Here is a 22,455-nt window from a genome sequence, read left to right as displayed (position 1 = left end):
GTTGAAATTAAAAACAATATTTATTTTCGGCAATGATTTTAGCACTAATAGTTCTTCTAATTTCTACAATATTAGGCATATTGGTGTATTTAGTATAACGTCTTAATCCCATTAACATCATGCGTTGTTCATCGCCTTCGGCAAAAGAAATAATGCTTTCTTTTCCTTTTTGAGTGATGATGTCAACAGCTTTGTAAAGGTATAATTTAGCCATAGCAATTTGTTCTTTAATGGCGTCTTCTCCCAATTTCTTAGCTAATTTTTCCGTTCTTAAAATAGTAGATTCAGCCATATATATTTCGATTAAAATATCAGCCGAAGCAATCAGTAATTGTTGTTCGTTGTCTAAATTCGGACCGTATTTTTGTACCGCACCACCAGCAACCATTAAAAATACTTTTTTTAATTTACTGATCATTTCTTTTTCTTCAGAAAATAATTCAGAATAATCAGGTGTGTCAAAAGATGGGATGCTCATTAAATCCTCCTGAATTTTAGAAGCAGGACCTAATAAATCGACATGACCTTTCATGGCTTTTTTGATTAACATTCCAACAGAAAGCATTCGGTTTATTTCATTTGTCCCTTCATAAATTCGGGTGATTCTGGCATCACGCCAGGCACTTTCCATAGGTGTGTCTTCTGAAAATCCCATTCCGCCAAATATTTGAATTCCTTCATCGGAGCAATTTTGAATGTCTTCTGACACCGCAACTTTTAAAATAGCACATTCTATAGCAAATTCTTCCACACCTTTTAATTCGGATTCCTGATGGGAGGTTCCTTCGCTTTCGCGAATGCTGATTCTTTCTTCAATACTTTTGGCAGCTCTGTAAACGGCACTTTCTCCCGCATAACAGCTCGTAGCCATTTCAGCAAGTTTGTATCGTATGGCTCCGAATTTTGCAATAGGGACATTAAATTGCACTCTTTCATTCGAATATTTAGCAGAACCGGTAATTATTCTTCGTTGGGAATCCAGACAGGCTGCAGCCAATTTGATTCTTCCCACATTCAGTGCATTCATTGCTATTTTAAAACCATTTCCTCTTTCAGAAAGCATATTTTCAACAGGAACTTTAGTTTCGTTAAAGAAAACCTGACGGGTAGAGGAAGCACGAATTCCTAATTTATGTTCTTCTTCGTTAGTAGAAATGCCGTTTTCAGGATTGTTTTCTACAATAAAGCCTGTAATGTTTTTGTCATCTTCAATTCGGGCAAAAACAATAAAAAGGGAACAAAATCCGGCATTGGTAATCCACATTTTTTGTCCTGTAATTTTATAATGTGTCCCATCTTCGGATAAAACGGCTTTTGTTTTTCCTGAATTTGCATCTGAACCAGCTCCGGGTTCCGTAAGGCAATAAGCGCCAAACCACTCACCGGAAGCCAGTTTGGGAACGTATTTTTGTTTTTGCTTTTCGGTTCCATATAAAGTGATAGGTAATGTCCCAATTCCGGTATGTGCACCAAAAGCACTCGAAAATGATCCTGTTGCCCCTGAAATGTAATCACAAACCAAAACGGTATCGACAAAGCCCATTCCCATTCCGCCATAAGCTTCGGGTACAGAGATGCTTAATAATCCCAGTTCAGCTGCTTTTTGCATGCACTCAACAGTGAAAGCATAGTCTTTTTTTTCAAAACGGTCTTTGTTAGGCCAGAGTTCTTTGTCAACAAATTCTCTGACCATGTCGCGCATCATTTTTTGCTCCTCCGTGAAATCTTCCGGAATAAAAATGTCTTCGCATTTTGTTTCTTTTACGAGGAATTGCCCTCCTCTTGTTTTGTCGTCCATGATATTCCCCCTAACCCCCTAAAGGGGGAACTCCTACTAGGGGTTAGTAGGTTTTAGTGCTCTAAATATCTAAAGATAAAATAGAGTGAAATTTATATTACGTTTTAATTTTCTACAATTTTAAATTTCCCCCTTTGGGGGCTAGGTGGATTTATAACAATTCAAAAATCCCCGCAGCTCCTTGTCCGGTTCCTACACACATAGTCACCATGCCATATTTATTACCGCGGCGTTTCATTTCGTCAAACAATTGCACGGATAATTTTGCTCCGGTACAACCTAGCGGATGTCCTAAAGCAATAGCGCCTCCGTTTACATTTACAATATCTGGATTCAACCCTAATTCTCTGATTACGGCTAAGGATTGAGAGGCAAAAGCTTCGTTTAGTTCAATTAAATCAATGTCTTTCAATTGTAATCCCGCTTGTTTTAAGGCTTTCGGAATCGCTTTTACAGGTCCTATCCCCATAATTCTTGGTTCTACACCAGCAGAGGCATAATTTACCAGTCTGGCAATAGGTTCCAGATTTAATTCTTTTACCAACTCTTCACTCATAATCAAAACAAAAGCCGCACCATCACTCATTTGCGAGGAGGTTCCTGCTGTCACACTTCCGTCAGCGGCAAAAACCGGTCTTAGTTTAGCTAATGCTTCCATTGAAGTATCCGCTCTTGGGCCTTCGTCTTGGTTTACGGTATAGGATTTTGTTTCTTTTTTACCATTGGCATTAACAAAAGTTTGTTCGATTGTAATAGGGACAATTTGGCTGTCAAATTTCCCTTCGGCTTGTGCTTTTAGTGCTTTTTGATGCGAATGAAAAGCAAAAGTATCCTGATCTTCCCGGGAGACATTAAATTGTTTGGCAACAGCTTCTGCAGTGAGTCCCATTCCCCAGTAATAATCCTCGTGACCTGCTTTTGCAACAGCATAATCAGGAGTAGGTCGGTAGCCGCCCATTGGAATAAAACTCATGCTTTCGGCACCACCGGCAATAATACAATCTGCCATTCCTGATTGAATTCGGGCTGTTGCCATTCCGATGGTTTCTATTCCTGAAGCACAATATCTGTTTACGGTAACTCCGGGAACATCATTAATTTCTAATCCCATTAATGAGATGAGACGTCCAAAATTCAGCCCTTGTTCGGCTTCTGGCATGGCGTTTCCTACCATGACGTCATCTATGCGTTTTTTGTCGAAATCAGGCAATTCATTCATCATGTGCTGAATGGTTTCTGCTGCTAATTCATCAGGACGTTTGAAACGGAATACGCCTTTTGGGGCTTTGCCAACTGCGGTACGGTATGCTTTTACTATATAGGCTGTTTTCATAATTTTTAATTATTTTATATTTTACAGGTCGCTCCTATGGAGCTAAATTGATGTTCAAACTATATTTCTACAAACAGTTGACCTCTACGAGGTCTTTAATATGATTACGTTAATTTGATTTTTTTTTAAATAATCCAATCCTTTTAGAGACAATTTTTATCTTTCTCTTTACCTCGAAGAGGCACAGTGCTTCTATCATTAAATTATATTTTTGTTAGGAAACCCAGTTGGAGTGACCTGTTTGTTTAATCTATTCAAACATATATTTTTCATCATATTCAAATTCTTTCTATAAACAGTTGACCTCTACGAGGTCTTTAATATGATTACATTAATTTGATTTTTTTTAAAATAATCCAATCCTTTTGGTGACAATTTTTATTTTTCTCTTTACCTCGTAGAGGCAAACTGTTTATAGCATCAAATTGTGTTTTTTTTTGCGAAGCTCCGTAGGAGCGACCTGTTGGTTTAATCTATTCAAACATATGTTTTTCATCATATTCAAATTATTTCTACAAACAGTTGACCTCTACAAAGCCTTTATTATAATTACGCTGATTTTCTCTTTTTAAAATAATCCAATCCTTTTAGCTACAATTTTATCTCTCTAATTGCCTCGTAGAGGCAAACTGTTTGTAGCATCAAATTGCGTTTTTTTTGCGAAGCTCCGTAGGAGCGACCTGTTTATTATTCGATCCATTCAAATAAATATTTATCGTCATATTCAATTTTAAATTTTTCTAAAAACTCAATATATTCTTCTTTAAATGTTTGTTTTTTATGATGTTCTTCTTGATTTAAAATATATTTTATCACATTGTCCAAATGGCTTTTTGAATAGGAGAATGCTCCATAACCTTCTTGCCAATTGAATTTTCCGTTAATCCATTTGCTGTCATTAATAAATTTTGATGAACCTGCTTTGATATCTCTTACTAAATCCGATATGGTGGTGTTTGGTTTCAAACCAATCAAAATATGAACGTGGTCTGGCATTGCAAAAACGGCTAATAACTTTTGTTCTCTATTGGAAATAATTCCTGTAATGAATTTATGTAACTCTTCACGGTTTTCTTTTTTGATTAAATTTTCTCTTCCTTTTACAGCAAAGACAATTTGAATATAAATTTGTGAATAGGTATTTGCCATAAATTTGTTTTTTTACAGGTCGCTTCTGCGGAGCAAAACTAAAATCATTTTGTTTTTCTATAAACAGTAAACATCTACGAGGTCATTGCTTTTTGCCAAATCTTTAATTTTTCAAATTGATGCATAATTTATTATTTGATCATGATATTTAATTCTCAAAAACTAGTTTCTCAAAGGTTTCCCGGCTTTTAACATGTATTGAATGCGTTCTAATGTTTTTCTTTCGGTACAAAGAGACAAGAAAGCTTCTCTTTCTAAATTTAATAAATACTGTTCGGATACCAATGTAGGTTCTGATAAATCGCCACCCGCCATAACGTAAGCCAGCTTGTTTGCAATTTTTTTATCGTGTTCAGAGATGTATTTTCCAGCCAGCATTTGGTCAGTTCCTACTAAGAACATTCCCAAGGCTTGTTTTCCTAAAACTTTAATGTCATTTCTTCGAATGGGTTGTGTATAACCCGCTTCGGCCATTAATAACGCATGTTTTTTGGCTTCAGCAATCTGACGGTCTTTATTGACTACAATGATGTCTTTTCCATGTTGTAATAAACCGGTATCAAAGGCTTCATGACCTGAAGTAGAGACTTTTGCCATAGCGATGGTTAAGAAATATTCCTGTAAAGTATTTAATTCTACATCATTTTTTCGGAATAAATCAGAAGCTCTTAAAGTTAATTCTTTAGAACCACCACCACCAGGAATCACACCAACACCAAACTCCACTAATCCCATGTACGTTTCTGCGGCAGCAACCACTTTATCAGCATGAAGACTCATTTCACAGCCTCCGCCAAAAGTCATGCCGTGTGGTGCTACAACCACCGGAATGGAAGAATAACGCACACGCATCATCGTGTCCTGAAACATTTTTATTGCAATATTCAGCTCTTCATATTCCTGTTCCACCGCCATCATGAAAATCATTCCAATATTGGCTCCCACCGAAAAATTAGCAGCTTGATTACCAATGACCAAACCTGTATATTCTTTTTCGGCTAAATCAATTCCTTTGTTAATGGCTTGCAATACATCGCCACCAATAGTATTCATTTTGGACTGAAATTCGATATTTAAAATTCCGTCGCCTATATCTTCGATAATAGCTCCGCTGTTACTCCATACTTTTTTGCTTTCGCGAATGTTATTCAGAATAATAAAAGCATCTTGTCCGGGAACTTTAATTTGCGATTTGGTTGCAATATCATAGAAATAAGTAGCGCCTTCTTTTATAGTGTAAAAACTAGTATTTCCCGAAGCCAGCATCTCACTTACCCAAGGAGCAGGAGTGTGACCTTCTGCTTTAATGATTTCGATTCCTTTTTCAACTCCGATGGCATCCCAAATTTCGAATGGTCCGTTTTCCCAGCCAAAGCCGGCTTTCATGGCATCATCAATTTTATATAATTCATCTGAGATTTCAGGAATTCTATTGGAAACATAGGCAAATAGCGCAGCAAAACTTTTTCGGTAAAACTCTCCTGCTTTATCAGTTCCTTTCAGTAATACTTTAAAGCGGTTAATAGGTTTGTCGATGGTTTTAGTCAATTCTAAAGTAGCAAAAGAGGCTTTTTTAGCAGGTCGGTATTCTAGTGTGTCCAGATCCAGAGAAAGAATGTCTTTATCTACTTTTTTATAAAATCCCTGACCCGTTTTGCTTCCAAACCATTTATTCTCTACCATTTTGTTGATAAAGTCTGGAAGTTTAAACAATTCATGCGCTTCATCCTCAGGACAGTTTTCATAAATTCCATTGGCAACATGTACCAAAGTATCCAGACCTACTACATCAACTGTTCTAAATGTAGCCGACTTAGGTCGCCCAATTACTGGTCCGGTTAGTTTATCAACTTCTTCAATGGTCAGATTCATTTCTTTTACCAAATGAAACAAACTCTGGATTCCGAAAACTCCAATTCTGTTTCCAATAAATGCCGGAGTATCTTTGGCAACAACCGAAGTTTTTCCTAAAAACTGTTCGCCATAATTATTCAGGAAATCCAATACTTCAGTCGAAGTTTTAGGACCAGGAATGATTTCGAATAATTTTAAATAACGCGCCGGATTAAAAAAGTGCGTTCCGCAGAAGTGTTTCTGGAAATCTTCACTTCGTCCTTCGCTCATAAAATGAATAGGAATTCCGGAAGTATTTGAAGTTACTAAAGTTCCCGGCGTTCTGTATTGATCTATTTGTTCGAAGACTACTTTTTTAATGTCCAGTCGTTCTACAACAACTTCAATAACCCAATCCACAGCAGCAATTTTTGCCATATCATCAGTAGTATTTCCTGTGGTAATCCTGCTGGCAAATTTTTGACTATAAATAGGAGAAGGCTTGGATTTTAATGAATTTGCCAGGTGTTCGTTTACAATTCGGTTTCTTACAGCTTTACTTTCCAGTGTAAGCCCTTTTTTGCTTTCGGCATCGGTAAGTTCTTTTGGGATAATATCCAAAAGCAAAACTTCGACACCAATATTGGCAAAATGACAAGCAATTCCTGAACCCATGATTCCTGAACCTATTACGGCAACTTTTTTAATTGTGCGTTTCATTTTCTATATTTTCAGATTGATTAAATATTTCTTTATCGTTAATTAGTTGCCCTATCGTTTCGGCAACTTCTATAAAATGTTCCCATTTTTCATCAGAAATGTGTTTCCTGATACTTTCGTTAAATTGAATTACGGTGTTTTTAGACAAGGCTCTTTTTTCTTTACCTTGCTCTGTCAGGTATATTAAAACTCCTCGACCATCATTAGGATTCTTTTTTTTAAGAATTAATCCTTTTTCTTCCATAGATTTCAAAGTGCGGGTTAAACTAGTGGCTTCCATTCCCATTTTAGGCCCTAAAGCGGTGGAGGGTGTTCCTTTTTCTTTATCGATGCTTAACAATACAAAACCTGTTGCCATAGTACCGCCATATTTAGCTGCCTCTTCATTGTACATTCTGGAAACAGCCTGCCAGGTTGCTCTTAATATATAATCGATGGTTTTATTTTTCATTTGGCAAGCGTATTGGTTTCTTAAAAAGATCACTATTTTTTTATCACTTTCGTTTTATTTTAATTCTAAAATTATCATAATCGCATGTGTTATTCCAAATATAATAAAAAATAATATGCATGCATAATAAAAAATCACTATTTTTTTGTTAAAAAAAGATTTAGTATAAAAAAAAAGAGATTGTTTCTTTTTTAAGTGAAACAATCTCTTTTTGTGAGGAATGACTATGAAGTTTTTATCTAGACATTGTATATCTTTTGATACAAATCCTCATACTTTTCCAATACGTTTTTACGTTTTAATTTTAGAGTTGGCGTCAATTCACCGCCTTCAATGGACCAGGTTTCCGGTGTGAGTTCAAAACGTTTTATTTGTTCCCAGTGACCAAATTTTGGATTAATAGCATCAATTTCCTGTTGGATTCGGGCAATAACTTTTTCGTTACTGCTTATTTCTGCATGTGTTTTTCCAATAATGATTTTGTTTTTATTGGCCCATTCGCTTACAAAATCAAAATTAGGCTGAATAAAAGCAGCAGGCATTTTCTGGCCTTCGCCAATAACCATAATATTTTCAATAAAACGCGATTGTTTCATCGTGTTTTCAATCAATTGTGGCGCTATGTATTTTCCTCCCGAAGTTTTAAACATTTCTTTTTTACGGTCGGTAATTTTTAAGAAACCATCTTTATCCATGTTTCCAATATCTCCTGTGTGGAAATAACCGTCTGTAATGACTTCGTTAGTTAAAGTTTCATTTTTATAATAACCCATCATCACATTAGGGCCTTTGCAAAGGATTTCTCCGTCTTCGGCAATTTTCACTTCGACATTATCAATTACTTTTCCCACGGTTCCAATTCTGAATCCGTGATTTCGCATATCATTTACAGCAATTACCGGTGACGTTTCGGTTAAGCCGTAGCCTTCCATTACAGGGATTTCTGCGGCAGCAAAAATTCGGGATAAACGGGTTTGCAAAGCAGCACTTCCTGAAACCATAACCTCCAGTTTACCTCCAAGTCCGTCTTTCCATTTACTAAAAATAAGTTTTCGGGCAATTTTTAATTGCAATTCATACCAGAAACCATTGGCTCCATAAGGTTCATATCGCAATCCTAGGTCGATAGCCCAGAAGAATAATTTCTTTTTAATACCGGTAAGTTCTGCTCCTTTAGCATAAATACGGTCGTATACTTTTTCGATCAATCGTGGAACTGCAGTGATTACTGTAGGCTGGACTTCTCTGATATTGTCACCAATTTTTTCTATGGATTCTCCAAAATAAATCGATACACCATAATATTGGTACAAATACAAAACCATTCGTTCAAAAATATGGCAAATAGGTAAAAAGCTCAAGGCTCTGCTTTTTCCTGCTTCAAAAGGAATTCGGGGAGCACTACCCAAAACATTTGAAACAATATTTTGGTGCGAAAGCATAACCCCTTTTGGGTTTCCTGTTGTTCCGGAAGTATAGATGATTGTTGCCAGATCTTCGGTCTTGATGCTGTTTTTTATAGCTTCAACTTCGTCCTGATTACTATTGTCTTCTCCCAGAATAAGCAATTCATTCCAATTTTTACAATTGGGAATCGTATTAAAACTATAAATTTCTTTAAGATGCGGAAGTTTATCTTTGATCAGGTTTATTTTCCGCAATACTTCCTCGTCAGAGACAAAACAATATTTGGCCTCAGAATGAGTAAGGATATAGTGGTAATCTGCTTCAGAAATAGTAGGGTATATAGGAACAGTTTGTGCTCCGGTTTGCAACACGCCAATATCTACAATATGCCATTCAGTCCTGTTATTAGAAGAAATAATGGCAATTTTATCGTCTTTTTTTACTCCCATTCGCAACAATGCTCTCGAAATAGTATTTGCCTGAGCAATGTATTCCTGAGTAGAAACTTTTACCCAAACCCCATTTTGTTTAGAAGCTAAGGCATCTGGAATTGTAGTAAACTCATCCTGTTGATGGTACGGAAAATCAAAAATTCTGGTAATTGAAGTCATGTCTGCGAGTTTTGGAATCCTATGCAAATTATAAAAAAAATAGTAAATTTTCTTTTTTTTAGCAATTTATTAAGCTAAAAATAATGGATAATCCTAATTCATTAGATAAGAACCAATCTTAGAAATAGATGCCTGCTTAAAATTACTGTAAGTTATTGTTATTAGTATAATTATAATTTTGTTATGGATTTATCTTTTTTATTTTGTAATTTAATGCCTCAAAAAAATATTTTTTTAACGATATCGTGTTATAAATTTTATCTATTAAAATTTAATTTTTAATAGTTTTATATCGGTAACTTAGCCTTGCAGATTTTAAAAAATAAAAGAAAACATAATAATTATGGAAAACACAAACAATTCAAACGGTGGTGGAAAATGTCCATTTTCAGGAAGTGCCCCAAAGCAAAGTGCCGGTAATGGAACGCAAAATCATAACTGGTGGCCTAATCAGTTAAAGGTTGATATTTTACGTCAACATTCATCAAAATCAAATCCTATGGATGAAGAATTTGATTATGCAGAGGCTTTCAAATCATTGGATTTAGAAGCCGTAAAAAAAGATCTTCATGCTTTAATGACCGATTCTCAGGATTGGTGGCCTGCAGATTTTGGTCATTACGGACCGTTTTTTATCCGTATGGCCTGGCATAGTGCAGGTACTTATCGCGTGCAGGACGGACGCGGTGGTGCCGGTTCAGGTCAGCAGCGTTTTGCTCCGTTAAATTCCTGGCCTGATAATGTGTCTTTAGATAAAGCACGCCGTTTGATTTGGCCCATAAAACAAAAATATGGTAATAAAATTTCCTGGGCTGATTTGATTATTCTTACCGGAAATATCGCTTTAGAATCGATGGGATTCAAAACATTAGGTTTTGCCGGTGGGCGTGCTGATGTTTGGGAACCGGATATGGATGTGTATTGGGGTTCTGAAAAAATCTGGCTGGGAGGCGATATCCGTTATGCACATGGTTCTCATGGAGTTGCCGGCGAGGGTATAGTGGCTTCTGACGATAATGCAGATGGGAAAGTTCATTCCCGCAAATTAGAAAATCCTCTGGCTGCTGTTCAAATGGGATTGATTTATGTAAATCCTGAAGGACCGGACGGAAATCCGGATCCGGTTTTAGCAGCTCATGATATTAGAGATACTTTTGCCCGTATGGCAATGAATGATGAGGAAACGGTGGCATTAATTGCCGGTGGGCATACCTTTGGTAAAGCTCACGGAGCAGCTTCTACAGAACATGTGGGTAAAGAGCCTGAAGCTTCGGGTATTGAAGAACAGGGTTTTGGGTGGAATAATAGTTATGGATCAGGAAAAGGTGGGGATACCATCAGTTCAGGTCTCGAAGTTACCTGGACCAGTAAACCAACGGAATGGACGAATTTATTTTTCGAATACCTGTTAGATTTTGATTGGGAATTAACAAAAAGTCCAGCAGGTGCACATCAATGGGTAGCTAAAAATGTGGATGCAATTACTCCGGATGCCCATGATCCGAATAAAATGCACCGACCAACCATGCTGACGACCGATTTATCGTTACGATTTGATCCTGAATATGCAAAAATATCCAAAAGATTTCGGGATAATCCGGATCAGTTTGCTGATGCTTTCGCAAAAGCATGGTTTAAATTAACGCATCGTGATATGGGACCTCTTTCACGCTATTTAGGTCCGGATGTTCCTCAGGAAGTGTTTACCTGGCAAGATCCGCTTCCGGGTGTAAATCATGAATTAATAGATGCTAATGATATTGATGTTTTAAAATCCCAAATTTCCGGATTAGGATTTTCAGTATCAGAATTAGTATCCACAGCCTGGGCTTCGGCATCGACCTTCAGAGGTTCTGATAAACGTGGTGGGGCTAATGGGGCACGCATTCGATTAGAACCACAAAAAAACTGGGAGGTAAACAATCCGGCTCAGTTGAGTAAAGTTTTAACGGCTTTAGAAAATATCCAAAGTCAGTTTAATGCTGCCAACGGATCTAAAAAAGTTTCTATTGCAGACTTAATTGTATTAGCCGGGAATGTAGGAGTTGAAAAAGCAGCAGCTGCTGCCGGAACAGCAGTAACCGTACCATTTGCAGCTGGTCGTACAGATGCAACTCAAGAGCAAACAGACGTCGAATCGGTAGCGTTTTTAGAGCCTGTAGCTGATGGTTTTAGAAATTACAGAAAAGACAAAAGTGCTGTTTCTACCGAAGAATTATTAATTGATAAAGCGCAATTACTAACTTTAACTGCTCCTGAATTAACGGTTCTAATAGGTGGTTTAAGAGCTTTAGATACCAATTTTGATGGTTCTAAAAATGGGGTATTAACGAATCGTCCGGGACAATTAACAACAGATTTCTTTGTCAACTTGTTAGATATGGGAACAGCCTGGAAAGCAATGGACGAGAGTAAAGAAATTTATATGGGAACAGACCGTAAAACGGGGCAGCCCAAATGGACCGGAACCCGTGTGGATTTAGTATTTGGTTCTAACTCTGAGTTGAGAGCTGTTACTGAAGTGTATGCCAGTACTGATGCTCACGATAAATTTGTTAAAGATTTTGTAGCTGCATGGAATAAAGTAATGCATTTAGATCGTTTTGATTTGGTTAACTAAAATTGTTCTGCATTCACTGAAAAGCTCTCAAAAAGTTGAAAAACTGATTGAGAGTTTTTTTTTGAGATAATCATTATTTTATTGAAGTCAAGCCAGATGGTTAAAGCAAATTATTTTTGATGACTATAATTTTGGTGCTGTAACTTAAAAACAGAAAATATGAATTTTACCGATATCCTGGGCTTTGTTGCAGGAATATGTGTAATGACTTCGGTTATTCCTCAGATTTTGAAAGTTTGGAGAACAAAAAAAGTAAAAGATATTTCGTTGTTGACATTTAGTGTGTTAACTTTTGGAGTAGCATTATGGGTGGTTTATGGGATTTTAAAAAAGGATATGCCCATAATTATTACTAACAGCATCTCTTTATTCTTAAACTTAATAATGGTTTATTTTATTATTTACTACGAAAAAGAGTAGATTTTGTAGTAGAAAGAATCATTTTGAAAAAAAAAATCCAGTCTCATTTTTGACAAACAAGACTGGATTTTTATAATTGAAACTATAAAATAGTTGATTAAGATATTTTATAAATTTTAGTAATATCTTTTAAAATCTCATCAAAATCGATCTTTAAATCGATTAATTCTCCGGAATGAAGATCAAAAATCCAGCCGTACACTTTTAAGTTTCTCTCAGTATTTGCTTTTTGAACTTCGGCAGTTTTAATGACATTGATACATTGTTCCTGTACGTTTAATTCAACCAGTCTTTTGTATTTCTCTGCTTCGTCAGTAATACTATCCAGTTCTTGCTGGTGAATTCGATAAACATCTCTAATATTTCTTAGCCAGGGATTTAAAATTCCTAAATCAGATTGTTGCATTGCAGCCAGTACACCACCACAACCATAGTGACCACAAACTACAATATGATTTACTTTTAAATGGCTTACAGCGTAATTAATAACCGACATCGAATTTAAATCAGTGTTAGGAACCATATTAGCAATGTTTCTGTGAACAAAAACTTCACCCGGTTGTAAACCCATCACTTCTTCGGCAGTTACACGGCTATCAGAACAACCAATATAGAGTATTTCAGGAGCTTGTCCGGCACCTAATTTGTCAAAATAAGTTTCATCGGTTTGTAGTTGTTTAGCAATCCACTTTTTGTTGTTTTCAAAAATTTGTTTGATATCCATATTTTGTTTTTTTGTTCCAAATATAAGGTGTTATTCTAATGAAAAAAAGAGTGTTTTTATAATCTAACAAAAAAGTGCTGGCATTTTAAAGTTTGTAAAAGTTTTGAGAATTTTATAAGGGACTAAAATATATTCAGTATAAATTAGATTTTTATATGCTAAAAAGAGCAAGTATTATTTGAGCTTTCGGGATATATTTTGCAATCTTTGACTCAAAAAAATAAGCGACTATGAGTAAGACAAAATTAATAATCAATAATAATGGTTCGATAAAAATTGAAGGTGACTTTGAAATTATGGACTGTGACGGAAATGTATACGGATTAGAAGGAAGAACAGCTTTAGGGCTTTGCCGTTGCGGATTATCTTCTAATAAACCTTTTTGTGATGGTTCGCACCGCAATAATTTTGCACATGAACCTAAGGCATTTGATTTGCCGCCAATGAAAACCAAATAAAATTTCAGAGTATACAAAAAAGCTGCATTTTTCGTGAATGCAGCTTTTTTGTATTATTTATATTAGCAGAAATTAACCTTCAATTTTTGCCGAAAGTTCAAACCAGCGTTCTTCTTTGGTTTCAATTTTGGTAATAATACTTTCAAGCTCTTTTGCTTTTTTCTCAATGTCAGCATCGGCAACTTTTCCATCCGAAAAAAGCTGTTCTATTTTGGCTTTGTCTATTTCTAAATCTTTGATTTCACGTTCAATTTTTTGAAATTCTTTTTGCTCGTTGAATGTCAGATTTCCGGTTGGATTTTTTTGTTTCCAATCTTTCTTTTCGGCTTTGTTTTCTTCTTTTTGAGCAACATCAGCACTGTCTTCATACGCTCTGAAGTCGGAATAATTTCCTGGAAAATTTTCAACAACACCCTGACCTCTGAAGATGAATAAGTGATCTACAATTTTATCCATAAAATAACGGTCGTGAGAAACCACCAGTAAACAGCCCGGATAATCTAAAAGGAAACTTTCCAGTACATTTAAAGTCACAATATCCAAATCGTTTGTAGGCTCATCCAGAATTAAAAAGTTTGGATTCTGAATTAAAACCGTACATAAATACAAACGTTTCAACTCGCCACCACTTAATTTATCTACAAAATCATATTGTTTTTTAGCATCAAAAAGGAAACGCTCTAACAATTGCGAAGCCGAAATGATTTTTCCTTTTGTCAACGGAATAAATTCGCCGTATTCTTTAATAATATCAATTACACGTTGTCCTGCTTTTGGGTTAATTCCGCTTTGCGTGTAATATCCTATTTTGATAGTATCGCCTTTAACCACTCTTCCTGAATCCAGCGGCAAAGTTCCCGTTAGTAAATTCAGGAAAGTTGATTTTCCGGTTCCGTTTTTACCAATGATTCCAATGCGTTCACCACGCTGAAAATCAAAATTAAAATCCTCCAGAATAATACGGTCTTTAAATTTCTTCGAAATCTTATGAAGCTCGATAATCTTACTTCCCATACGCTCCATGTTGATTTCCAGTTCTACCTTATTTTCTTTACGGCGACTTTGGGCTTTTTCTTTAATCAGGTAAAAATCATCCTGACGCGATTTAGATTTGGTTGTTCTCGCTTTTGGCTGACGACGCATCCATTCTAATTCTTTTACAAATAAGTTTTGGGCTTTATCAACACTGGCGTTTTCTGAGGCAATTCGCTCTTCTTTTTTCTCTAAATAATAAGAGTAATTTCCTTTGTACTGGTATAATTTTCCGTTGTCTAATTCTAAAATTTCATTACACACACGTTCTAAGAAAAAACGGTCGTGTGTCACCATAAACAAAGTAATGTTTTCTTTTGCAAAATAACTTTCCAGCCATTCAATCATCTCTAAATCCAGGTGATTGGTAGGTTCATCCAGAATCAGTAAATCAGGGCGATTAATCAAAATGATAGCCAGAGAAAGACGCTTTTTTTGCCCTCCGGAAAGATTTTTTACTTTCAGTTTAAAATCTTCCAGTTTAAGTTTGAACAAAATTTGTTTGTATTGGGTTTCAAAATCCCAGGCATTGTGCTGATCCATGGCATCAAAAGCTTTTTGATAGGCTTCTTCGTCTTCAGGATTTTCTAATGCTTTTTCGTATTGTTCAATTACTTTCAGAGTTTCATTGTCCGAAGCAAAAATGCTTTCTTCAATAGTCAATTCATCTTGTAAATTATTATCCTGTGAAAGAAATGCCATTCTGATTCCTTTTCTTAAAACCACTTGTCCCGTATCTGGTTCATCTAAACCATTGATAATACTCATGATAGTAGTTTTTCCAGAGCCGTTTTTGGCTATAAAGGCAATTTTTTGGTCTTTGTTGATTCCAAAAGAAATGTTTTCAAAAAGGGTTCTTTCTCCAAAAGATTTGGATATATTTTCGACAGATAAATAATTCACAGTTGTAATTTTTTTGGCAAAAGTAAGCTATTAAATGACTAATTGCGAATTGTTTGTTTTAATCCGTTTTGAATTGATCAAGATATTGGGATAAATAGCTGCTTAAATCGAAATGATGAATTTGCTGCGGATTATTGACAATGGGCTTTTTAATGAAAGATTCATTTGTTAAATAAAATAATTTTCCATCTTGGGTTGCAATTCCTTCAATTTGATGAAATCTGAGACGAAGTTTAATTTTTCTCTTATTTCCTGATAAAAAATCGTGGTTTTTAAAATCGTATAAAAGATAAATAAAAGTTTTTCCGGTTTTAGAATAACCACAAAGTGCCACTAGTTTTTTATCTTCCAGATAGCTTGCATCTGTAACGAGTCCTTTTACATCAAGAGTTTGTTTGTATTGAGCAATATGTTTTCCGGGTTGTTTAGGGAGTACATAAATGGCAGTCTTTTTATCGCTCCATTGTTTACTGAATAAATAAATGCTGTCTTTAGAAACTATAAAAGCTTCACAATCAAAGTTGGTTGTGTTAGGTTTTGCTTGAGAAAAATCTGTTTGATCAGCATAAGAAAAGGAGATGGTGTCGATCACTGGAGCATTCAGCAGAAAAGATTTTTTTTCGATTCTTAAGATGTGTAAATCGGTACGATTGCCGCTGTAATTATTACCAAAATCGCCCACATACAGGTAGCTGCTGTCTTGCGAAATAGCTTCCCAATCGGTATTAATGACATTTTCGAGTTTGGTTTTCTTCTTAATTTCGCCTAAAGTATCTATGCCGTAAATGTTGGTATCGGTATCATCGTTATGAGTCCATAATAAAGTATCCAATACTATTAAACCTGACGTTTCTATTATGTCAGTACTTAGTTTTTTTGAAAAAAGAGGCTTAATTTTTTTATTCTTATATTGACAACTTCCATCATTAATAGTTGCCTGTGGATTGTAATTTTTGGACAAAGGATCTGTACAACCTAAAATTTGAGATTGGATTTGGTCAATAAAGAACAGAAAGAGTAATAAGAATACTTTTTTCAACGGATACGATAATTTAAAAATGGATACTTTATTACTTCAAAAGTAAGTGATTTTTATGAATTGATTATTTAATGATTGTAACAGGAGGTCGCTTAAAAAAAAATGGACACGAATTCACTAATTCTAATCAAAATAAAAAAGGATGACACTAATTTTTATCTGCCATTTGACTGATTCGTGTAATTAAAAAAACGATGTAATTGGTGTTTAGTAGGTGTGTATTTGTGGTGAAATTTTTGAATTCGTAAGCCCGTTGATTGCAATGCAAGCTTTCCTGTTTTTAAAAAAATGATTACTTTTAGAAGTGAAAAAATAATAAAACAAGCCTTTTTCCATTACCAATCGGGCGTTTCAGGTTAATTTATTGTAAAAAACAGCTGTGTACTTTGCTATGATTTTTATCGAATTGGTAAAAAACAATGTGTTTAGGATTTGATTTTTATTAATAAGTGGATTATTGTTTTGAAAATGAGTTGCTTGTTATAATTAATACAGGAAAGCTACATTTAATATAATTTATGTTTTAAGAATTTAGTAATTTCGCAAACAGAAATTAAAAAACTACCTTTTAGGTTAACAATATGGCAAGATTCGAATTAAAGCTTCCAAGAATGGGAGAAAGTGTCGCAGAAGCAACCATCACAAACTGGTTAAAGCAAGTAGGCGATAAAATTGAAGCCGATGAAGCAGTGCTAGAAGTTGCTACCGACAAAGTGGATAGTGAAGTACCTAGTGAAGTTTCAGGTGTTTTAATAGAACAACTGTTTTCAAAAGATGATTTGGTTGAGGTAGGGCAAACTATTGCAATCATTGAAACAGAAGGAGAGGATGAAAAAGAGGAAGAGAAGGAGACTGAGGCAACAATTGCTCCTGAAATCATTGAAGAAGTTACAAAAACAATTGAAATAGCAAAAGAAACGGTTGCGGCTCCGGTAGCAATACATTCAGGTTCCGAAAAATTCTTTTCCCCATTAGTGAAAAATATTGCAGCTGCCGAAGGAATTGGTACAGAAGAATTAGAACAAATTCCCGGAACAGGGAGTGAAGGCAGAGTAACTAAAAACGATATTTTAGAATATTTAAAAAACAGAACACCTAAACCTCAGGTTGAAGCTGTGAAAGAAATTGTAGAGGCTGCTCCTTTAAAAACAGCTGCACCGGTTTCAGTTAATGGAGGAGACGAAATTATTGAAATGGACAGAATGCGCAAACTGATTGCGGGTTATATGGTGTCTTCTCAGCAAACATCAGCTCATGTGTATTCTTTTATAGAAGTGGATGTTACCAATATTGTAAAATGGCGTGAGAAACATAAAAATGAATTTGAGAAAAGAGAAGGTGAAAAGCTGACTTTTACTCCTATTTTTATGGAAGCTGTTGCTAAGGCTTTGAAGGATTTCCCCGGAATGAATATCTCCGTTGATGGTGATTATATCATTAAAAAGAAAAATATAAATTTAGGTATGGCTGCGGCTTTGCCTAATGGAAATTTGATTGTTCCTGTAATTAAAAATGCAGATCAGTTAAATTTAGTGGGAATGGCCAAAGCGGTGAATGATTTAGGAAATCGTGCTAAATTAGGGAAGCTAAAACCGGATGAAACTAAAGGAGGTACTTATACAGTAACTAATGTAGGCTCTTTTGGGAGTGTATTTGGAACTCCTATTTTGAATCAGCCGGAAGTAGGTAGTCTTGCATTAGGAACGATCAGAAAAGTTCCTGCTGTGATTGAAACCCCTGAAGGCGATTTTATAGGGATTCGTCAAAAAATGTTTTTAAGTCATGGTTATGATCATCGTGTTGTTGACGGTGCTTTAGGAGGCATGTTTGTAAAAAGAGTTGCCGAATATCTGGAAGCTTTTGATATCGCAAGAACAATTTAGTATCAAATAAAAGAAACGGAATTACCCGAAAGTTTTTAAGAACTCTCGGGTTTTCTTTTTTAAACTCTTGTTTAAATTAATTTCAAACCTTTATATTTGTCATCATATATTATTAAAATGGAATTAAAACTCAATAGACCGATTTGCTTTTTTGATCTTGAAACGACAGGGATTGATATAGGAAAGGATCGGATTGTAGAAATCTCAATTTTTAAAGTTTTCCCAAACGGAAACAAAGAAAGCAAAACCTGGCTGGTGAATCCTACGATTCCAATTCCACCGCAAACTACCGCTGTTCACGGAATTACAGATGAAAAAGTAGCTAATGAACCTACTTTTAAGGATCTGGCGACTCAGGTTTATAATATGATAAAAGACAGCGATTTAGCCGGATTTAATTCAGACCGATTTGATATTCCGCTTCTGGCAGAAGAATTGCTTCGTGCAGGAGTTGATTTTGATATGAAAAACAGGGTTTCGGTTGATGTTCAGACTATTTTTCATAAAAAAGAAGAACGTACTTTGAGTGCTGCTTTAAAATTTTATTGCGGGCAAAGTTTAGAAAACGCCCATTCGGCAGAAGCGGATACGATGGCCACTTATGAGATTTTGAAAGCACAATTAGAGCGTTATCCTGATTTAGAAAATGATATGAAATCGTTGTCTGAATTTACAACCAGAAAAAAAATAGCTGATTTTGCCGGAATGATTTCTTTTGATAAAGACGGCGATGAAATTTTTACTTTTGGAAAACACAAAGGTGTAAAAGTAGATGTCATTTTAGAAAAAGAGCCGGGTTATTTTAGTTGGGTTCAAAATGCTGATTTTCCTTTATACACTAAAAAAGTATTGACAGCAATAAAATTAAGAAAGTTAAATACGAAATAAAGTTTCTAAGTAACTAAGTTTCTAAGTTGCTGAGTTTTTTTACTCATTTCTTAGAAGCTCAGTAACTTAGTGACTCAGTAACTTTAAAAAATAATGAAAATAATTTGTATTGGTCGCAATTATGCGAATCATATTGAAGAATTGCAAAACGAGCGTCCAACGGAACCTGTGATTTTTATCAAACCTGATTCGGCGATATTATTGAAACAACATCCTTTTGTGCTTCCTGAATTTTCTGAAGATGTACAGCACGAAATAGAGGTTATTGTTAAAATTAACAAGGTTGGGAAATATATCGATGCTAAATTTGCTCATAAATACTATGATGAAATGAGTGTTGGGATTGATTTTACGGCGCGTGATTTGCAAAACACCCTCAAAGCTAAGGGTTTGCCTTGGGAAAAAGCAAAAGCATTTGATGGTTCGGCTGTAATTGGAGATTTTTTACCTAAATCACAATTTAGTTCATTAGAAAATCTTACTTTTGAATTAAGAAATAATAATGAAATCGTTCAGGAAGGGAATGTAAATATGATGTTGTGGAAAATAGATGAGTTAATAGCTTATGTTTCGCAATATTTTACCCTAAAAATTGGCGATATTATTTTTACAGGAACTCCAAAAGGAGTGGCGGCTGTACAACCAAACGATGTTTTGGAAGGATTTTTAGAAGGACAAAAACTATTTAGAATACAAGTAAAATAATGGCTTTAAATTATAATTTATCAAAAGTATACGCGATTTCAGATAATGATTCTGAATTTGTAAACGAAATTCTGACTTTATTTGTGAATGATGTTCCCGAAGATTTGGCACAAATCAAAGAAGGTATTAAAAAGAAAGATCACAAGCATGCTTATGCTTACGCACATAAAATCAAACCTACCTTAGATTTACTGGGAATGACTGTAGCTTTTGAGGAGATTCTGGAAGTAGAAGCCTGGACTAAAGCGGAAGGAAAACGAAAAGACATCGAACATACTTTTGACAGTATCAAAACACAGGTAAAAGAAGCGATTAAAGAAATCAAAAAAGACTTTGATTTGTAAGGTTCACTTTTTTATACATAAACAACAATAAGAATCAACATTCAATATTTTTTTGAATGTTGATTTTATTTTATAAAGGATTTTAATTTATCAGATTACTAAATGAAAGCAACCATTGTTACTATAGGAGATGAAATTTTAATTGGACAAATTATTGATACCAATTCCGGTTTTATTGCAAAAGCACTCGATAAAATAGGAGTAGAGATCAATGAGATGATTTCGATAACGGATGATAAACAGCATATTCTGGATACTTTTGCAAAATTACAGAATAAGGTAGATTTGGTTATCATTACCGGCGGACTTGGGCCAACAAAAGATGATGTCACTAAAAAAACATTCTGCGATTATTTTAATGATGAATTGGTTGTTGATCAGGCTGTTTTAAAACATGTTACCCAATTAATTGAAGGTTTTTATAAACGTACCATTACCCAGATTAATAAAGATCAGGCTTTGGTTCCATCGCGCTGTACAGTTTTACACAATCAGGTGGGAACCGCTCCGGGAATGTGGATGAAAAAAGAAAATACGGTGTTTGTTTCGCTGCCTGGTGTCCCGTTTGAAATGAAATATTTGGTAGAAAACGAAATTATTCCAAAAGTAGTTCAGGAATACAACCGCCCGTATATTATGCATAAAACCATTTTAACCTATGGACAAGGGGAAAGTATGGTTGCCGAAAGAATTGAAGAGTGGGAAAATAGTTTGCCTGAATTTATAAAAATGGCTTATTTACCTGCTCCGGGAAGAGTGCGTTTGCGACTTACGGCAAGAGGAAAAGATAAGGAATTGTTAGAACAAGCTATTGAATCTTATGTGGCGTCATTAGATGCGATAATCCATGATATTATTGTAGGATTTGATGAAGATGAAACAATTGAGGTTGTGGTGGGTCGACTTTTAACAAAAGAGGAAAAAACAATTGCAACAGCCGAAAGTTGCACAGGTGGTCAGATAGCGGCAAGTCTAGCATCAGTTGCAGGAGCTTCAAAATATTTTAAAGGAAGTGTGGTTTCTTATGCAACTGAGACAAAGGTAAATGTACTTGGGGTTTCAGAAAAAACAATAGAAAAACACACTGTTGTAAGTGCTGAGGTAGCTTCGGAAATGGCGTTGAATGTAAAAAAAATAATGAATACTGATTATGCTATTGCTACAACCGGAAATGCAGGTCCTTCAAAAGGAGTTGAAAAAGCCGAATTAGGAAGTGTTTTTATAGCATTAGCTACGCCAAATGAGGTGATTGTAGAGGAGTTTAATTTTGGTCAACCCCGTGAAAAAGTGATAGATAGAGCGTTGATTAAAAGCTTAGAAATGTTAAAGAAAGAAATTTTTAAAAATGTATTGTAATTTTTTTGTTTGAACCGTTTATTTTTCTTTTCTTTGCACCCTGATTTTGAATAACGAATATAAAATATAAGTATAATGTCAAGAGTTTGTGACCTTACAGGTAAAAGAGCGATGGTAGGAAATAACGTTTCTCACGCTATGAACAAAACTAAGAGAAAGTTTTCTGTAAACTTAGTTAAAAAGCGTTTTTATCTTCCAGAAGAAGATAGATGGATTACTCTTAGAGTAGCAGCATCTACGATAAAAACAATTAATAAAAATGGAATCGACGCTGTTTTGAAAAAAGCACAGTCTCAAGGATTTATTAAATAATCTTTATTTCCTAAATAAATATATAGCAAGATGGCAAAGAAAGGTAATAGAATCCAGGTAATTTTAGAATGTACTGAACACAAAACTTCAGGTGTTGCAGGTACTTCAAGATACATAACAACAAAGAACAAAAAAAATACTCCGGACAGATTGGAAATTAAAAAATTCAACCCTGTATTGAAGAGAGTAACTGTTCACAAAGAAATTAAATAATTAGAGATTTTATAAAATCTCAAATGGTTACATTTGAAGATTATGTAAAATTTAAATAAACAAATAATTAGTCATGGCAAAGAAAACCGTAGCATCGTTACAAACATCTTCTAAGAGATTATCAAAAGCCATCAAAATGGTGAAATCTCCAAAAACTGGCGCTTATACTTTCGTAGAAACGATATTAGCACCTGAACTAGTTGATGAATTCTTGAAAAAGAAATAATTCATATAAGCATATATAGAAAAGCTACTT

The 22,455-nt window shown here is 35.0% G+C and carries 20 protein-coding genes; 11 read left to right on the top strand and 9 right to left on the bottom strand.

Annotated features, from left to right (window positions below; genetic code table 11):
* Nucleotides 1–7 precede the first annotated feature (7 nt).
* The 6 genes from BUB89_RS10540 to BUB89_RS10515 form a co-directional block, all read right to left on the bottom strand.
* Nucleotides 8–1,798: an acyl-CoA dehydrogenase family protein gene (locus BUB89_RS10540; RefSeq protein WP_073244815.1), complete on the bottom strand. Its 1,791-nt coding sequence runs from the start codon at nucleotides 1,796–1,798 to the stop codon at nucleotides 8–10.
* A gap of 151 nt (nucleotides 1,799–1,949) precedes the next feature.
* Complete coding sequence (locus BUB89_RS10535) at nucleotides 1,950–3,131, bottom strand: acetyl-CoA C-acyltransferase (protein ID WP_073244813.1); 1,182 nt, start codon at nucleotides 3,129–3,131, stop codon at nucleotides 1,950–1,952.
* Nucleotides 3,132–3,818: 687 nt separating this feature from the next.
* Nucleotides 3,819–4,280 (bottom strand): IS200/IS605 family transposase, encoded by a 462-nt coding sequence (tnpA, locus tag BUB89_RS10530; RefSeq protein WP_073244811.1) that lies wholly within the window; start codon nucleotides 4,278–4,280, stop codon nucleotides 3,819–3,821.
* A 162-nt stretch (nucleotides 4,281–4,442) separates the two neighbouring features.
* Nucleotides 4,443–6,833 (bottom strand): 3-hydroxyacyl-CoA dehydrogenase/enoyl-CoA hydratase family protein, encoded by a 2,391-nt coding sequence (locus tag BUB89_RS10525; protein WP_073244809.1) that lies wholly within the window; start codon nucleotides 6,831–6,833, stop codon nucleotides 4,443–4,445.
* Nucleotides 6,817–7,284, bottom strand: coding sequence for a MarR family winged helix-turn-helix transcriptional regulator (locus BUB89_RS10520; RefSeq protein WP_073244806.1), 468 nt, complete (start codon nucleotides 7,282–7,284; stop codon nucleotides 6,817–6,819). Before BUB89_RS10520 ends, BUB89_RS10525 begins: the two co-directional genes overlap by 17 nt.
* A gap of 239 nt (nucleotides 7,285–7,523) precedes the next feature.
* Nucleotides 7,524–9,302, bottom strand: a complete 1,779-nt coding sequence (locus BUB89_RS10515; RefSeq protein ID WP_073244804.1) for an AMP-dependent synthetase/ligase — start codon at nucleotides 9,300–9,302, stop codon at nucleotides 7,524–7,526.
* A 343-nt stretch (nucleotides 9,303–9,645) separates the two neighbouring features.
* Between BUB89_RS10515 and katG the strand changes: the two genes are divergently transcribed.
* Complete coding sequence (gene katG / locus BUB89_RS10510; protein ID WP_073244802.1) at nucleotides 9,646–11,922, top strand: catalase/peroxidase HPI; 2,277 nt, start codon at nucleotides 9,646–9,648, stop codon at nucleotides 11,920–11,922.
* Nucleotides 11,923–12,081: 159 nt separating this feature from the next.
* Nucleotides 12,082–12,342: a SemiSWEET family sugar transporter gene (locus BUB89_RS10505; RefSeq protein ID WP_073244800.1), complete on the top strand. Its 261-nt coding sequence runs from the start codon at nucleotides 12,082–12,084 to the stop codon at nucleotides 12,340–12,342.
* Nucleotides 12,343–12,439: 97 nt separating this feature from the next.
* Here the strand turns inward: BUB89_RS10505 and BUB89_RS10500 are convergent, their stop codons facing one another.
* Nucleotides 12,440–13,066 carry a carbonic anhydrase gene (locus BUB89_RS10500; protein ID WP_073244798.1) on the bottom strand — a complete coding sequence of 209 codons (627 nt, stop codon included), beginning with the start codon at nucleotides 13,064–13,066 and terminating at the stop codon, nucleotides 12,440–12,442.
* Nucleotides 13,067–13,296: 230 nt separating this feature from the next.
* On the opposite strand from BUB89_RS10500, the gene BUB89_RS10495 reads away from it, so the two are divergent.
* Entirely contained in the window at nucleotides 13,297–13,524 is a 228-nt protein-coding gene (locus BUB89_RS10495; RefSeq protein WP_073244795.1) for a CDGSH iron-sulfur domain-containing protein, read from the top strand.
* Between the two features lie 72 nt (nucleotides 13,525–13,596).
* Here the strand turns inward: BUB89_RS10495 and BUB89_RS10490 are convergent, their stop codons facing one another.
* Together BUB89_RS10490 and BUB89_RS10485 are read right to left on the bottom strand one after the other, a co-directional pair.
* Nucleotides 13,597–15,459: an ABC-F family ATP-binding cassette domain-containing protein gene (locus BUB89_RS10490; RefSeq protein ID WP_073244792.1), complete on the bottom strand. Its 1,863-nt coding sequence runs from the start codon at nucleotides 15,457–15,459 to the stop codon at nucleotides 13,597–13,599.
* A gap of 58 nt (nucleotides 15,460–15,517) precedes the next feature.
* Nucleotides 15,518–16,498 carry a hypothetical protein gene (locus tag BUB89_RS10485; protein ID WP_073244790.1) on the bottom strand — a complete coding sequence of 327 codons (981 nt, stop codon included), beginning with the start codon at nucleotides 16,496–16,498 and terminating at the stop codon, nucleotides 15,518–15,520.
* A 581-nt stretch (nucleotides 16,499–17,079) separates the two neighbouring features.
* On the opposite strand from BUB89_RS10485, the gene BUB89_RS10480 reads away from it, so the two are divergent.
* The 8 genes from BUB89_RS10480 to BUB89_RS10445 all read left to right on the top strand — a co-directional run bounded on the left by BUB89_RS10480 (nucleotide 17,080) and on the right by BUB89_RS10445 (nucleotide 22,425).
* Nucleotides 17,080–18,381 carry a dihydrolipoamide acetyltransferase family protein gene (locus BUB89_RS10480; protein ID WP_073244788.1) on the top strand — a complete coding sequence of 434 codons (1,302 nt, stop codon included), beginning with the start codon at nucleotides 17,080–17,082 and terminating at the stop codon, nucleotides 18,379–18,381.
* A 117-nt stretch (nucleotides 18,382–18,498) separates the two neighbouring features.
* Nucleotides 18,499–19,269, top strand: coding sequence for a 3'-5' exonuclease (locus BUB89_RS10475; RefSeq protein ID WP_073244786.1), 771 nt, complete (start codon nucleotides 18,499–18,501; stop codon nucleotides 19,267–19,269).
* Nucleotides 19,270–19,362: 93 nt separating this feature from the next.
* Complete coding sequence (locus BUB89_RS10470) at nucleotides 19,363–19,974, top strand: fumarylacetoacetate hydrolase family protein (RefSeq protein WP_073244771.1); 612 nt, start codon at nucleotides 19,363–19,365, stop codon at nucleotides 19,972–19,974.
* Nucleotides 19,974–20,318, top strand: coding sequence for an Hpt domain-containing protein (locus BUB89_RS10465; protein WP_073244769.1), 345 nt, complete (start codon nucleotides 19,974–19,976; stop codon nucleotides 20,316–20,318). Before BUB89_RS10470 ends, BUB89_RS10465 begins: the two co-directional genes overlap by 1 nt.
* Before the next feature lie 102 nt (nucleotides 20,319–20,420).
* A complete protein-coding gene (locus tag BUB89_RS10460) occupies nucleotides 20,421–21,674 on the top strand; it encodes a competence/damage-inducible protein A (RefSeq protein ID WP_073244767.1) in 1,254 nt (417 codons plus the stop codon).
* 75 nt (nucleotides 21,675–21,749) lie between these two features.
* Entirely contained in the window at nucleotides 21,750–21,986 is a 237-nt protein-coding gene (gene rpmB / locus BUB89_RS10455; RefSeq protein ID WP_035660225.1) for a 50S ribosomal protein L28, read from the top strand.
* A gap of 30 nt (nucleotides 21,987–22,016) precedes the next feature.
* Nucleotides 22,017–22,199 carry a 50S ribosomal protein L33 gene (rpmG, locus tag BUB89_RS10450; protein WP_016988713.1) on the top strand — a complete coding sequence of 61 codons (183 nt, stop codon included), beginning with the start codon at nucleotides 22,017–22,019 and terminating at the stop codon, nucleotides 22,197–22,199.
* Nucleotides 22,200–22,272: 73 nt separating this feature from the next.
* Nucleotides 22,273–22,425, top strand: a complete 153-nt coding sequence (locus BUB89_RS10445; protein WP_073244765.1) for a DUF4295 domain-containing protein — start codon at nucleotides 22,273–22,275, stop codon at nucleotides 22,423–22,425.
* Nucleotides 22,426–22,455 lie beyond the last annotated feature (30 nt).

The organism is Flavobacterium flevense, from assembly GCF_900142775.1.
Taxonomy (GTDB): Bacteria; Bacteroidota; Bacteroidia; order Flavobacteriales; family Flavobacteriaceae; genus Flavobacterium; species Flavobacterium flevense.
Note: the sequence above shows the minus strand (reverse complement) of the source record. Positions and strands in the feature narration are given on the sequence as shown.

What these genes read in the sequence shown, in the direction of transcription:
- BUB89_RS10540 (WP_073244815.1), bottom strand. Translation starts at nt 1,798, where the DNA reads ATGGACGACAAAACAAGAGGAGGGCAATTCCTCGTAAAAGAAACAAAA.
- BUB89_RS10535 (WP_073244813.1), bottom strand. Translation starts at nt 3,131, where the DNA reads ATGAAAACAGCCTATATAGTAAAAGCATACCGTACCGCAGTTGGCAAA.
- tnpA (WP_073244811.1), bottom strand. Translation starts at nt 4,280, where the DNA reads ATGGCAAATACCTATTCACAAATTTATATTCAAATTGTCTTTGCTGTA.
- BUB89_RS10525 (WP_073244809.1), bottom strand. Translation starts at nt 6,833, where the DNA reads ATGAAACGCACAATTAAAAAAGTTGCCGTAATAGGTTCAGGAATCATG.
- BUB89_RS10520 (WP_073244806.1), bottom strand. Translation starts at nt 7,284, where the DNA reads ATGAAAAATAAAACCATCGATTATATATTAAGAGCAACCTGGCAGGCT.
- BUB89_RS10515 (WP_073244804.1), bottom strand. Translation starts at nt 9,302, where the DNA reads ATGACTTCAATTACCAGAATTTTTGATTTTCCGTACCATCAACAGGAT.
- katG (WP_073244802.1), top strand. Translation starts at nt 9,646, where the DNA reads ATGGAAAACACAAACAATTCAAACGGTGGTGGAAAATGTCCATTTTCA.
- BUB89_RS10505 (WP_073244800.1), top strand. Translation starts at nt 12,082, where the DNA reads ATGAATTTTACCGATATCCTGGGCTTTGTTGCAGGAATATGTGTAATG.
- BUB89_RS10500 (WP_073244798.1), bottom strand. Translation starts at nt 13,066, where the DNA reads ATGGATATCAAACAAATTTTTGAAAACAACAAAAAGTGGATTGCTAAA.
- BUB89_RS10495 (WP_073244795.1), top strand. Translation starts at nt 13,297, where the DNA reads ATGAGTAAGACAAAATTAATAATCAATAATAATGGTTCGATAAAAATT.
- BUB89_RS10480 (WP_073244788.1), top strand. Translation starts at nt 17,080, where the DNA reads ATGGCAAGATTCGAATTAAAGCTTCCAAGAATGGGAGAAAGTGTCGCA.
- BUB89_RS10475 (WP_073244786.1), top strand. Translation starts at nt 18,499, where the DNA reads ATGGAATTAAAACTCAATAGACCGATTTGCTTTTTTGATCTTGAAACG.
- BUB89_RS10470 (WP_073244771.1), top strand. Translation starts at nt 19,363, where the DNA reads ATGAAAATAATTTGTATTGGTCGCAATTATGCGAATCATATTGAAGAA.
- BUB89_RS10465 (WP_073244769.1), top strand. Translation starts at nt 19,974, where the DNA reads ATGGCTTTAAATTATAATTTATCAAAAGTATACGCGATTTCAGATAAT.
- BUB89_RS10460 (WP_073244767.1), top strand. Translation starts at nt 20,421, where the DNA reads ATGAAAGCAACCATTGTTACTATAGGAGATGAAATTTTAATTGGACAA.
- rpmB (WP_035660225.1), top strand. Translation starts at nt 21,750, where the DNA reads ATGTCAAGAGTTTGTGACCTTACAGGTAAAAGAGCGATGGTAGGAAAT.
- rpmG (WP_016988713.1), top strand. Translation starts at nt 22,017, where the DNA reads ATGGCAAAGAAAGGTAATAGAATCCAGGTAATTTTAGAATGTACTGAA.
- BUB89_RS10445 (WP_073244765.1), top strand. Translation starts at nt 22,273, where the DNA reads ATGGCAAAGAAAACCGTAGCATCGTTACAAACATCTTCTAAGAGATTA.